Annotated in this window: 7 protein-coding genes; 2 read left to right on the top strand and 5 right to left on the bottom strand. The window is 72.1% G+C overall.

The annotated features are described in order from the left end of the window. Positions 1-72: 72 nt before the first annotated feature. Together FGE12_RS20380 and FGE12_RS20375 are read right to left on the bottom strand one after the other, a co-directional pair. Positions 73-2,733 carry an ABC transporter permease gene (locus FGE12_RS20380; RefSeq protein ID WP_153868203.1) on the bottom strand — a complete coding sequence of 887 codons (2,661 nt, stop codon included), beginning with the start codon at positions 2,731-2,733 and terminating at the stop codon, positions 73-75. A 6-nt stretch (positions 2,734-2,739) separates the two neighbouring features. Further along, on the bottom strand, positions 2,740-3,096 hold the full coding sequence (locus tag FGE12_RS20375) for a PadR family transcriptional regulator (protein ID WP_194798107.1): 357 nt from the start codon (positions 3,094-3,096) through the stop codon (positions 2,740-2,742). Between the two features lie 191 nt (positions 3,097-3,287). Between FGE12_RS20375 and FGE12_RS20370 the strand changes: the two genes are divergently transcribed. Together FGE12_RS20370 and FGE12_RS20365 are read left to right on the top strand one after the other, a co-directional pair. After that, positions 3,288-5,933: a DEAD/DEAH box helicase gene (locus FGE12_RS20370; RefSeq protein ID WP_370459081.1), complete on the top strand. Its 2,646-nt coding sequence runs from the start codon at positions 3,288-3,290 to the stop codon at positions 5,931-5,933. Positions 5,934-5,938: 5 nt separating this feature from the next. Beyond that, positions 5,939-6,766, top strand: a complete 828-nt coding sequence (locus FGE12_RS20365; RefSeq protein ID WP_153868201.1) for an SWIM zinc finger family protein — start codon at positions 5,939-5,941, stop codon at positions 6,764-6,766. A 16-nt stretch (positions 6,767-6,782) separates the two neighbouring features. Here FGE12_RS20365 and FGE12_RS20360 read toward each other — a convergent pair whose 3' ends face one another. The 3 genes from FGE12_RS20360 to FGE12_RS20350 are packed head-to-tail and all read right to left on the bottom strand — an operon-like array spanning position 6,783 to position 13,094. Next, positions 6,783-7,355, bottom strand: coding sequence for a Uma2 family endonuclease (locus FGE12_RS20360; RefSeq protein ID WP_153868200.1), 573 nt, complete (start codon positions 7,353-7,355; stop codon positions 6,783-6,785). A 12-nt stretch (positions 7,356-7,367) separates the two neighbouring features. After that, entirely contained in the window at positions 7,368-9,512 is a 2,145-nt protein-coding gene (recD, locus tag FGE12_RS20355; protein WP_153868199.1) for an exodeoxyribonuclease V subunit alpha, read from the bottom strand. A 21-nt stretch (positions 9,513-9,533) separates the two neighbouring features. Further along, complete coding sequence (locus tag FGE12_RS20350) at positions 9,534-13,094, bottom strand: exodeoxyribonuclease V subunit beta (protein ID WP_153868198.1); 3,561 nt, start codon at positions 13,092-13,094, stop codon at positions 9,534-9,536. Positions 13,095-13,096 lie beyond the last annotated feature (2 nt).

Here is a 13,096-nt window from a genome sequence, read left to right as displayed (position 1 = left end):
CCGGAGATCCAGTTGAAACTTCCGGCGGCGAACACAGAGGGCCGGCAGGCAGCCGTGATCTCCCCACCCCCGTCACCGCAGGACGTTGAGCGGATCCACCCGCGCGGCCCGGCGCACGGGGACCATCAGCGCGACGCAGGCACAGAGCACCATCAGCACCACCGCCACGCTGAGCGCCACACCGTCGAAGGGCTTCACCCCGTAGAGCAGCCCGCCGAGCAGCCGCGCGACGATGGCCACCCCCACGGCGCCGCCCACGAGCCCCACGGCCATCCACCCCGCCCCCTGACGCAGCACCAGGCGCGCGATGCCACGGGGACTCGAGCCGAGCGCCACGCGGATGCCGAACTCGCGCTCGCGGGCCGCCGCCATGCTCGCGAACATCGCGTAGACGCCGACCGCCGCGAGCACCAGCGCGAGCACCCCGAACGCGCTCATCAGCACCACCGGCAGCTTGCGTCCCGCGAGCTGCTCGCCGAGCACGGACTCGAAGGTCGCGGGATCGCGGATGGGCAGCGAGGGGTCCAGCGCGGCGAGCTCGCGCCGAACGGGGCCCAGCAACGCGAGCGGCTCACCCTTCGTCCGCAGCAGGAACACCCGGGTGCTGTAGGTCTCCTGGCGGGCCGAGCCATACGCCATGGGATCCGGCTGCGGGTGCGAGGGATCGTTGCGGACGTCGGCGACGATGCCCACCACCTCGGCCCAGGACTTCCCATCGTGGGGCCCGAGGTGCACATGGGCGCCGAGCGCATCGCCGCGGGGCCAGTACTTGCGCGCCATCGCCTCGCTGATGACCACGGCGGGCGGCGCGCCCGGGCGGTCGAAGGGAGTGAAGGTCCGCCCGCTCAGCAGCGGGATGCCGAGGGTGCGGAAGTAGCCGTCCGAGACGCTGAGGTAGTTGATGAAGGGCGCGCCGGTGGAGGCAGGCCACACCACGCCCTCCATCTCGAGCCCGTTGCGGTTCACGGACGCGAGCGGCAGCTCGCTCGTGGTGCCCACGCTGCTCACGCCGGGAAGGGTCGCGAGCCGCTCCTCGAGCTGCCCGAAGAAGCGCAGGCGCGCGTTGAGGTCCGGGTAGCTGTTGGAGGGCAGCTGCACCTTGAGGGTGAGCACGCCCTCGGGGTTGAAGCCGAGGGGCGCCGCGGTCATCGCCCACAGGCTGCGCACCAGCAGCCCCGCGCCGACGAGGAGGCTCAAGCAGAGGGCAATCTGCCCAGCGACGAGCGTGCCGCGCAGGCTGCGCGAGCGCTTGCTCTCGCTCGAGGTGCGCGCATCGTCGCGCAGCTCGGCCTGCAGGTTGGAGCTGGTGACGGACAGCGCCGGGGCGAGCCCGAAGCCGAGCCCCGTCACCAGCGCGAGCGCGAAGGTGAAGAGCAGCGCGCCCGGATCGAGCGAGAGCTCGGCATGCGCGGGCAGCGCCGTCAGCGCGAGCTCGCGCAGCACCGAGAGCCCAATCTGCGCGAGGAACAGCCCGACTGCGCCGCCCACGAGCGCGAGCAGCAGGCTCTCGGTGAGCAGCTGGCGCACGAGCCGTCCCCTCCCCGCCCCGAGCGCGAGGCGCACGGAGAACTCCTTGCGGCGCGAGATGGTGCGGCTGAGCAGCGCCCCGGCGAGGTTTGCGCAGGTGATGAGGAGCACGAGACCGGCGCTCGCCATCAGGACGAGCAGGGGCGTGCGGGTGTCGCCCACCATGTCGTCGCGCAGGGAGATGGCGGTGTAGCTGCGGCCTGCGTCCGCCTCGGGGTGCTCGCGGGCGAGGTCCGCGGAGATGCTCGCCACCTCGCGCCGCGCGGCCTCCACGGTGGCACCGGGCGCGAGCCGCGCGAGGAAGCCCATCCAGTGGGACTGCCGCGCGCGCACGGGGTCCTTCAGGATCTCGCTCGTATCCAGAGGGAACCACAGCTGCGCCTCACCCAGCGGGCTCACGAAGCCGGGGCGCAGCACGCCCACCACCTCGGTGGGGTCGCCATCCAGGTTCAGCGTCTTGCCGATGACTCCGGGGTCCCCGCCGAAGTCGCGCTGCCACACCGCGTGGCTGAGCACGACGACGAAGGGCGCACCGGGTGCGGAGTCCGCCGCCGTGAGCGTGCGGCCGAGCAGCGCGGAGACCCCCAGCGTGTCGAACATGCGGCCGTCCACCGCCGCGCCCGAGAGCACCTCGGGGCCGCTCTGCGCGGCGTAGCTCACCTCGAAGCGGCCCTGGCTGAAGGGGGCCACCTGCGAGAAGGAGCGCGCGCGCTGGGTCACGTCCGCCGCCGCCGCAGTGCTCAGGCCCGAGCGCTGCATCGAGCCGTCCGTGGCCTGCGCGTACACGCGCACGAGCTGGTCCGCATTGCGGTAGGGCAGCGGGTTGAGCAGCACGCTCTTCACCACGCCAAACACGGCCGCGTTCGCGCCGATGCCCAGCGCGAGGGTGAGCACGGCGAGCAGCGTGAACAGGGGCGCGCGCAGGGACGCGCGCACACCGAAGCGCAGGTCTTGAAACAGGTCCTCGAGCCAGCCGCGGCGGTGCTCGGCGCGGCGCTCGGCGGCGAGCAGCTCGGTGCACTCGCTCTTCACGCCCTTGAAGTCGCCGAAGCGCTCGAGCGCCTTCTGGCGGGCCTGCTCGGGGCTCATGCCGCGCGAGACGTAGTCCTGGATGCGCTGCTCGAGGTGGAACTGCAGCTCGTCGTCGACCTCGGCATCGGGGCGGCGCTCGAAGAGGCGGCGCTCGGGGGAGAAGGGGTTGCGCATGGCGGGTTACCTCGTCGCCCAGGCGGGGGCCTGGGTGGTGCCGACGGCGTGGGTGACGGCGGAGGCGAAGCGCTGCCACCCGGAGGCCTGCTCCTCGAACTGGGCGCGGCCCGCGGGGGTGAGCTGGTAGTACTTGGCGCGGCGGTTGTTCTCGCTCACGCCCCACTCCGCGGTGATCCACCCCTTGCGCGTCATCCGGTACAGCGCGGGATACAGCGAACCCTCCTCCACGCTGAGGACGTCCTCCGTGACGCCCTCGATCCACTGGGCGATGCCGTACCCGTGCATCGGCCCCCACGACAGCGTCTTGAGGACCAACAGCTCCAACGTCCCCTGCAAGAGCCCGGAATTATTGGCGAACACGCGTGGACCGCTCCTTCCCTATGTCAATCTAGGGAAGATGGTAACGCCGCTCCCTTAGACGCGCAAGGGGAGCGTCCCCTCAAACCCTGGGGAGGGCCGGGGCTGGGGGTGTTGTAGACCTGTGCCCTGCCCCCATGGCCACCCCGCCCGCCCTCCTCCCGCTCCTGACTCCCCAGGGACACCTGCGCCTCGTGGCCGGAGAAGCAGAGGCGACGGAGCTCCCGCGCGCCGCGGCGCTGCGCCTCGAGGCGGCCTTCGCGCGGGACCCGGCGCAGGGCCTCCTCCACCTGGGCGCCGCCGAGCCGCACACCGCGCTGCCGCCCACGCTCGCCTACTGGCGCGACTTCGCCCGGCGCTTCGTGGCAGGTCTGTGCGCGCACGACGCGCTCGACGCGGAGGCCGCGTCGCTCGAGGTCCCTCCCCCGTCCACGGAGGAGCTCACCGCACTCGCCGCGAGCGCCCCACCGATGATCGGCGGCGAGTACCTGGACGCCGCGCTGCTCGCGCGCCTGTGGCAGGACCTGCATGGCGCCTGGCGCGCCCGGCTCGCGCAGCAGGACGCGCCCGCCCGGGCGCTGCTCGCATCCCTGCACGCCTCGTGGGGCACGGTGGGCCGCGTGCACTTCCACCTCGCAGAGAACAAGCGCGATGGCGAGCACCCGTTCGCCTTCCTTGCCACGTACACGGAGGGGCTCTCCGCGCGCGGGCGTCCCCTGCACCGCCCGCTGGGGGACGCGCTGCGTGAGTCCGCGGGGGCGCTCGACCGCGGTCGCCTGAAGGCGCTGCTCGGCCCGGTGCAGCGCGCGGCGGAGCGCGGCGCCCGGGTGCGGGCGCTGGTCGAGTCGCGCGAGCTCTTCCACCCTCTCGCGTGGACGCCCTCGGAGGCGCACGCCTTCCTGCAGGAGGTCCCCGCGCTGGAGGAGGCCGGCGTGGTGGTCCGGGTGCCCGACTGGTGGCGCGCGCGCAGTCGGCCCCGGGTGAGCGTGCGCGTGGGAGACGAAGCACCCACGGGCCTGGGCCTCGAGTCCCTGCTCTCCTTCCGGGTGGAGCTCACCCTGGACGGCGAGCCGCTCTCCCGCGCCGAGCTCGCGAAGCTGCTGCGCCAGGGAGACGGCCTGGTGTCCTTGCGCGGGCGCTGGGTGGAGGTGGACCGCGAGCGGCTGCAGCAGGTCCTCGCGCACTGGCAGCAGGTGGAGCGCGAGTCGGAGGACGGCGTCACCTTCCTCGAGGGCATGCGGCTGCTGGCTGGCGCGCCACTCGGAGACGCCGCACAGGAGCTCGGCGAGGACGCGGAGCGGCACTGGGAGCAGGTGCAATCAGGGCCTTGGCTGACGGGGCTGCTCGACACGCTGCGCGGGCCCGAGGCGCTGCGCGAGACGCGCGCCATCCCGGGCCTCACTGCCACCCTTCGTCCCTACCAGCAGGCAGGCGTGCACTGGCTGCACGTGCTCACGCGGCTGGGGCTGGGGGCGCTGCTCGCGGACGACATGGGCCTGGGCAAGACGCTGCAGGTGCTCGCGCTGCTGCTCTGGCGCAAGGCGCAGGCGGGAGGCGAGCGCGCGCCGCACCTGCTCGTGGTCCCCGCGTCGCTGCTGGGCAACTGGCAGGAGGAGGCGCGGCGCTTTGCCCCGAGCTTGAAGCTGCTGCTCGCCCATCCCTCGGCGCGGGCCGCCTCCGAGCTCGCGCGACTGGAGCCTCGCGAGGTGGAGGCGCACGACGTGGTGCTCACCACTTACGGCACCGTGTCGCGCCTGCCCTGGGTGCGCGAGCGGCGCTGGGGCCTCGTCGTGCTGGACGAGGCGCAGGCCATCAAGAACCCGTCGGCGCGCCAGACGCGCGCGGTGAAGGGGCTCACGGCCGAGGCGCGCGTGGCACTCACGGGCACTCCCGTGGAGAACCGCCTGGGAGATCTCTGGAGCCTCTACGACTTCCTCAACCCCGGGCTGCTCGGCTCGGCGCGCGAGTTCTCCGGTTTCCTCAAGACGCAGGGGACGCAGGGCTATGCCCCCCTGCGCGCGCTGGTGCGTCCCTACCTGCTGCGCCGGCTCAAGAGCGACCCGAGCGTGGTGAAGGACCTGCCGGACAAGACGGAGGCGCGCGCCGAGTGCCTGCTCACCCCGGAACAGGCGGCGCTCTACGCGCGCGTGGTGGAAGACCTGAAGGCGCAGCTCGAGAGCGCCGAGGGCATGAAGCGCCGTGGCCTGGTGCTCGCGACGCTGCTGCGCCTCAAGCAGCTGTGCAACCACCCCTCGCACTACCTCGGAGACGGACGGTGGACGCCCGAGGCGAGCGGCAAGTTCCACCGGCTCGCGGAGCTGTGCGAGACGGTGGCCGCACGCCAGGAGAAGGTGCTCGTCTTCACCCAGTTCCGCGAGCTGTGCGAGCCCCTGGCGGACTTCCTGGCCGGGCTGTTTCCCCGCGCACCGCGGGTGCTGCACGGGGGCACGCCGGTGCGCGCGCGTACAGGGCTCGTGCGCGACTTCCAACAGGAGGAGGGCGCGGCGGCCTTCGTGCTCTCGCTCAAGGCGGGTGGCACGGGGCTCAACCTCACCGCCGCGAGCCACGTCATCCACTTCGACCGCTGGTGGAACCCTGCGGTCGAGAACCAGGCGACCGACCGGGCGTACCGCATCGGGCAGAGGCGCAACGTGCTGGTGCACAAGTTCGTCTGTCGGGGCACCGTGGAGGAGCGCATCGAGCAGCTGCTGGAGGGCAAGCGGGCGCTCGCCCGGGACGTGGTGGAGGGCGGCGGCGAGGTGCTGCTCACCGAGCTGCCGGATGCGGAGCTGCTGCGCCTCGTGTCCCTGGACGTGAAGCGCGCTCGAGAGGAAGGGTGAGGGCCATGGGCTTCTACGGCGGATACTACGGCGGCTTTCCCCCCTACGTCCCGGTGGCGCAGCGGCGCGAGCAGGCGGCGAAGAAGCTCGCGGCGCTGCGCAGGAAGGGGCTCGTGGTGGAGCCGGTGACGCTCGAGGGGCGCACCATCGCCCGCGAGGTGTGGGGCAAGAGCTGGTGCGCGCACCTCGAGTCGTACGCAGACTTCTACAGCCGCCTCGAGCGCGGCCGCACCTACGTGCGCAACGGCTCGGTGGTGCACCTGTGCGTGAAGCCCGGCAAGGTGGACGCGCTGGTCAGCGGGTCCGAGGTGTACACGGTCAAGGCCACCGTGAAGCCGCTTCCCCCGGCGCGCTGGAAGGCGCTGTGCACCGGGTGCGCGGGACAGGTGGCCTCCGTGGTGGAGCTGCTCTCGGGGAGGCTCCCCGCGGCGCTCCTGGAGCGCCTGTGCGACCGCAAGAAGGGGCTCTTTCCCAGCCCTGACGAGATCGACTTCGACTGCTCGTGCCCGGACTGGGCGGGGATGTGCAAGCACGTGGCGGCGGTGCTCTACGGCGTGGGCGCGCGACTGGACCGCTCTCCCGAGCTGCTCTTCACCCTGCGCCAGGTGGACTCCAGCGCGCTCGTCTCGCGCGCGGCGAAGGGGCTCGCGAAGAAGGGAAAGGCCCCCCGCGCGAAGCTCGCGGCTCAGGGCAAGGCGCTGGAGGGGCTGTTCGGCATCGAGTTGGCGCCGGGGCCTGAAGCCGCACCGAAGCGCACGGGCGCGCGGAAGAAGGCAGTCCGGCGTGCCGCGCCCCAACCGAGGTCAGCGCAGCGCTTATCGCGCAGCAGGTGAGCGGGCGTCGAGCGCCCTACCCCTGCTCCGGCCCGGGGAGCCACAGGGCCTCCAGCTCGAGCTCGATCGCCTCGAAGGGCGCTGCGCGAACACGCTCGTCCCCGGCGTAGGCGGACAGCAGGAGCCAATGGCCCTGCTCCAAGCGGAAGACCTCGAGTGCCCTGATCACGGGATCGACAATCCAGGCGTGACGCACGCCAGCCTGCGCGTACTTCGGAAGCTTCCGGACCAGGTCGACCTTCGCCGTCGAAGGAGACAGGACCTCGCAGATCCAGTCCGGAGCGAGCGTGAAGAACGTTACCTCGGGGACGCGTGGCATGCGCTCGCGCCTCCAGCCTGCGAGATCTGGAACGAGGACATCCGGGCCCAGATGCAGCTCCGGCTCGTCGAGCAGCCACCATCCCCCCGGGCCGTTGCGTCCACGATGGAAGGGCCCGAACAGCTCGCCCCCCAGTGCGGAAGCCGCGATCGCATGGCGAGACGCAGGGCGCGGCGAGACATAAAGCTCGCCGTCCACGATCTCGCCCACCTGATGTACGGGAAGCGCCTCGAGATCCGCGTAGGTCGCTGGCTTCGGTGGCTTTCGCATGACCGCTCTCCTCTATGCCCCGCGAATTCTCTCCGCCACCCCTGACCAGCGGCTCAGGCCCCGCTGCACGCCGGTCTGCAGGAGCGCGCTGGCGCCCACCACGACCACCGAGCGCCGCGCGCGCGTCATGCCCGTGTAGAGCAGCTCGCGGGTGAGCAGCGGGAGGTCGCGCGACGGGAGCACCAGCGCCACCCGGTCGAACTCCGAGCCCTGCGACTTGTGCACGGTCATCGCGTACGCGTGCTGGATGCGGCCGCGCAGGCCGTCGAGGTGGAAGGCCACGAAGCCGTCGCCCGAGCGGAAAGCCGCCATGAAGTGCTGCTGCCGGTCCCCCGCGAGGTCCACGCCGCGCACCACGAGCCCCTGGTCGCCGTTGAAGAGCTTGCGGTCGTAGTCGTTGGCTTCGACGAGCAGCGGCTCGCCCGGGAGGAACTCGGGCGCCTGGCGCTGCAGGCCCGTGGCGAGGCGCAGCGCGCGCCGGTGGAAGTAGGCGTTGATGGCGCCCGTGCCCGAAGGGTCGTTCGGGCTGCGCGTGAGGCAGAGCAGACGCGCGGACTCGAAGCGGCGGAAGAGGCGCTCGAGGTCCGCTGCGTCCTCGGACACGCAGCCCTCGAGGCCGAAGCGGTACTCGCGACGGACAAGGGAGTCGAGGTCTCCGCCTCCGCGCAGGACATCCGTGTCCCAGCGGTCGAGGAGGGACTGGAACTCGGTGCCCCCGGGCTCGCACTCGAGGACCTCCATGCCGGAGAGGGCGAGGTCACGCGCACGGGTGCGCAGGGCGGCGCGCGCGTCCCCTTCCCCGCCGAGCTGCACGGGCTGACCCGCCTTTACCGCGCGCGCCACGGTGAGGATGTTGCGGCCCGCGGGGTCCGACGGGTCCATGCGGTAGCTCTGCGTGAGGCGCACGGCGGAGGCGGCGCGTGGGTCGGACGGGGGCACGGTGGGGAACCCCGCACCCTCACCCCAACCCTCTCCCAGGGGGAGAGGGAGCTGCTCCTTGCGCGCCTTCGTGGGGGATTTGGCTGGGGCGGGCTTCGACGGAGGGGCTTCATCCGGGACGAGGTCTCGGAAGACAGCACCCGCGTCCACGGAGGGGAGCTGGTCTGCGTCCCCCAGGAGCACGAGCCGCGCCCCAGGCTTGAGCGAGCGCACCAGCCGGTCCATGAGGAACAGGTCCACCATGGAGCTCTCGTCCACGATGACCACGTCCTCGGCGAGGGGGTTGAGCGCGTGATGGAGGAAGCGGTCGGTGGAGGGCGAGTACCCCAGGAGCCGATGCAGCGTGCGCGCGGGAGGCCGTGCCTCGAGCAGCCGCGTGTCCTCGGCCGAGGGCTCCGACACCGACCCCAGCGCCGCGCGCACGGACTCGTCCATGCGCATCGCCGCCTTCCCCGTGGGCGCGGCGAGGGCAATCGTCTCCGGCGCCACGCCGAGGCGCACCAGCGTGCGCAAGAGCGACACCACGATGGACGTCTTGCCCGTTCCCGGCCCACCGGTGATGAGCGTGAGGGGACGGCACATGGCGGTAGCGACGGCGCGCTGCTGCTCCTCGGAGAGCTTCAGGGGCTTGCCCCCGGCGAGCGGCGGCCGCTCGAGCACCTCCGCGAGCCGGGCCTTCGCCTCCCCTTCCGCGAGCACCGGCGGCAGCGTCATCCGCGCCCGCAGCGCCCCCACCAGCTGGTCCTCCGAGTGCCGCAGCTTCTGCAGGCTGAGCCACTGTCCATCCAGCACCAGCGGCCGCTCGGGCCCTCCGAGCACCGTGCGCACACCCTCGGGCAGCGTCTCCACGAGCGCGAGCACCGCCTCCAGGTCCTTCTTCGGATGCGCCCCGAGCCGCTCCAGCACGGCCCCGAGGAACGCCCTCCCCGCCTCCCCGCGCACGGGCATGCGGGTGCTGCCCTCGCGCACGCTCACCAGCGCCGCAAAGGCGAGCATCACGAGGGCCTTGGACTCCTCCGCCGTGGCCTCCGGCGCGCACCGGGCGAGTTCCCACGCGAGGTGGAGCATCTCCGGCCCGTCCTCCCACTGGGAGGCACCCTCCAGGAGGAACGAGGGGAACGCGGGCAGCACGGTGTTGCGGCGCCCCAGCGCCGGGTTCACGCGCACCACCTCGCGGGCAGCGGTGCCCGTGGGCACCAGCCACTTGTCCTGCCTCATCTTCCCCTCCCTCGACTGCAACTACCCTGCGAGCGGCAAGCCCCAGTCCTGGTTGTGCAGGAGGGCTTCCTCCCACGCGCACACCTGTTGCCACGAAGCGCGTGCCAGGTACACCCCCGCCCCGACATCCGTCCCCATCCCGCGCAGGAAGCAGTAGAGGCTGCCGCCGAAGCGCGCCTCGTACTGTGCCTCGTTGGCGATACCCAGCATGCGCACCACCGCGAGCGTGTAGAGCTGCTCCTGGATGGCGTAGTGCGCGCGCACGTGCTCACTCACACTCGCGGCGTCGTAGCGCGGCAGCAGGTCGCTCTTCCAGTCGGCGAAGTACACGCGCCCCTCGTGCTCGAAGACGAGGTCGATGAAGCCGCGCACGCACCCGCGCTCGATGCCGTAGCGGGCGCCCGGGAGCGCACTCCCACCGAGCCGCGGGTGCGAGGCCTCCGGAATCGGATAGAGGAACTCCACCTCGCGCAGGATGCGGGCGGCCCCCGCAATCCCGTCCAGCCGCTGGCCACCCGTCAGCTCGAGCGGCGTGCGCATCGCGTTCCACACGAGCCGCTGTCCGTGCGGAAGAAAGCGCTCCTCGATGCCATGGCACTGCGCCGCGCGCTCGAGCAGCCCCTTCACGCCCGCGGCCCACGCGTCTTCGGACACGGCATCGCGAATGGACGGAACGAGCAGCTTCTCCAGCACCTCGTGGAGGAACAGACCCGTAGCCACGCCGCCGGGCAGCTCGTCCGGGGAGAGCACGGGCCAGGCCGCCTCGCGGTCCGCCTTGAGCTCGTCCAGCTCCTCGTCGCTCGTGACACCGCCCTTCGAGGCCGCGCTCATCCGCGAGTACGACGTCACGATGAAGCCCGCGTGCCGCCGGCGCAGCTCACCGACGCGCGTGTCCACGGGCGGCTCCTCGAGCAGCTCGGGCGGAGGCTGCCACCGCGCGAGCGCCTCCTCGGGCGTGGACACGGGCGCAAGGGCCCCACAGGGCACGTAGGTACGCACGAAGCCCTGCTCGAGACCCGCCTCCCCCGCACCCATCATCGCCTGCAGGCGGGCGTTGAGGACGCCGTAGCCGCCCTTGAGGTGAGCGAAGGCCCCGGAGAGCGGCGCCTCGGGCTTCTCCCCGAGCGACTCGCGCTCCGCCTCACTCAGCTCCGCGAAGTACGGCAGGTACAGCCGCGCGGCCGCACGCGTGAGGGCCACGTAGAGCAGCCGCTCGTCATCCGCCCGGCGCTCCGCGTCCACGAGGGGCGAGAGCTCCCCATCCGGCTTCCCAATCCACGCGACGCGCTTGCCGTCCTGGTGGAACACGACGACATCGCCCGTGGGGGACGCAGTGAAGCCGCCCCCGAGGAAGACGATGGGGGCCTCGAGCCCCTTGCTCTTGTGCATCGTCATGAACTGCACCGCGTCGCGCTCGCCCTCGAGGCGCTGCACGTTGCCGCTCTCGTTCGGAGGACTGCGCCGCTCCTCGATGTACGCCTGCAGCGTGCGCACGAGCTCGGGCAGCGCGCAGCGCGAGCGCCCCACCTCCTCGAGGAGCAGCTCGAAGAGGTGCAGGTAGTTGGTGAGCCTGCGCTCGCTGGCCCCGAGGAACAGCTCCCGGCGCACGACGCCGCTGTCCTCGAGGATGCGCGAGAAGAGCCGCTCGTAGTCGCGCGCATCGGCGAGCGCCTTCCACGCGGCGAGCCGGAACAAGAGCGGATGCGAAGGCGGCAGTTCCCGCGTGCGGGCGAGCTCCTCGAGACTCAAGCCGAAGAACGGCCCGCCCCAGGCCCGCAGCCGCGCGGAGCGGTCATCCGGGTCGGCGATGGCCTGCAGCAGCTCGCGGATGTCCTGGGCCTCATCGGACTGGAACAGGCCATCCTGCTTGAAGAAGGCGACGGGGATGCCCGCGGCCCGCAGCCACTGAGCGAGGTCCCTCCCCTCCTTCTCCGTGCGGGTGAGCACGAAGATATCGCTCGCCTTCACCGCGCGCTCACCCTTCGAGTCCCGCAGCTTCAGCGCAGGCGTCACGGGGTCCAGGAGCGCGCGGATCTCCTCGGCCATCTTCTGGCCCAGGGCCCCGCGGACACCGTCCGCCGAGAGCTTCCCCTCGTCCACGAAGTGCCAGAGGTGCACGGGCGCGGCAGGCCCGCCGTCCGGCCCCACGGAGACGAAGTCGGTGCGCCCGCAGCTCACGGGGTGCGGGTACTGGATGACGCCCTCGAAGAAGGGCGGGCGCGCGCCTTGGTCGAGGATGCGGTTGACGGCCGAGATGACGGCCTCGGTGGAGCGGAAGTTGCGATCGAGCCTCACCACGCTGCCGCCCGAGTCCACGATGGTCTGACAGGCCTCCAGGTACGTCTGCACGTCCGCGCCGCGGAAGCTGTAGATGGCCTGCTTCGGGTCGCCGATGAGGTACAGCACGCTCTTGCCGGCGCTCTCGTGGAAGAGGCGGCGGAACACCTCCCACTGGACCTCGTCGGTGTCCTGGAACTCGTCCACGAGCGCGTAGCGGTAGCGCCCGCGCAGAACCGCCGCGAGCGCATCACCCCGCGGGCCCCGCAGGCTGTCGCGCACGAGCGTCAGCATGTCGTCGAAGTCGAAGAGGCCGAGCTCGCGCTTGCGCTGCACGAGCCGCTCCTGCACGGACGGCAGCATCGCGTGCACCAGCGCCGCGCGAGGGCTGCACGCCTGCGCCGAGAGCTCCTTTACCCACGCGAGCACCCGGCGCGCATAGACGCCGTCCAGCCCCGCGAGCTTCTCCTTCAGGTACTTCTCGTGGGCCCCGAGCGCCGCCTCCAGCGCGAAGAGCAGCGGCACGGCGCCCTGGCGCCCGCGCACGCCCTCGTACCAGCCGGTGAGCTCCGCGAGCACCGCCTGCAGCTTCTTGCTCGTGGCCGCGTGCACTTTCCCGTCCTTCAGCTCCTTGGCGAACAGGGGCAGCACGTCGGGCGAGAGCGGACACGCATGCAGCGCGGCGAGGAACGCAGCCGCCTCGAAGCGCGGCCGCAGCGCCCCGCGCTCCACGGAGCAGCGGTGCAGCAGCGCTTCCAGCGACTCGATGCTCTCCCCGGACTCCAGCCACAGCCGCACCATCTCCTTGAGCTCGGGCTCGCGGGCGAAGCGGGTGCGCAGGACGTCGAGGAACGCGGCGCTGAACGCAGAACGCGCATCCACCTGCTTCTCCCCGAAGAGCCGGCCGTTGTGGAAGGCCTGCTCGGAGAGGACGCGCTGGCAGAAGCCGTGGATGGTGGAGATGGTGGCGGCGTCCACGGAGGTGAGGGCCGCCTGGATGCGCCGGCGCTGCTCGGGCCCGAGGGTCCAGCACTGCGCGTCCGGGACGCCCTCGGCTTCACCACTGTGACTCAGGAGCTCCTCGAGCTTCTCGCGCACGCGGCGGCGCAGCTCGGCGGTGGCGCGCTCGGTGAAGGTGACGACGAGCACCTCCTCGATGCGCGTGTCGGTCTCGAGGATGAGGTCGACGACGAGGTGCTCGAGGGTGAAGGTCTTCCCGGTGCCGGCGGAGGCCTCGATGACGCAGGGCCGGTCGCGGGGAATCTGGGCCAGGATGGCCGGCTTCTCGTAGCGCGGGGTGCCCATGG

This window comes from Aggregicoccus sp. 17bor-14 (assembly GCF_009659535.1).
In the GTDB taxonomy this organism is placed as follows: domain Bacteria; phylum Myxococcota; class Myxococcia; order Myxococcales; family Myxococcaceae; genus Aggregicoccus.
The sequence above is the reverse complement of the archived record's forward strand: the minus strand, read 5'-3'. Positions and strand labels throughout refer to the sequence as shown.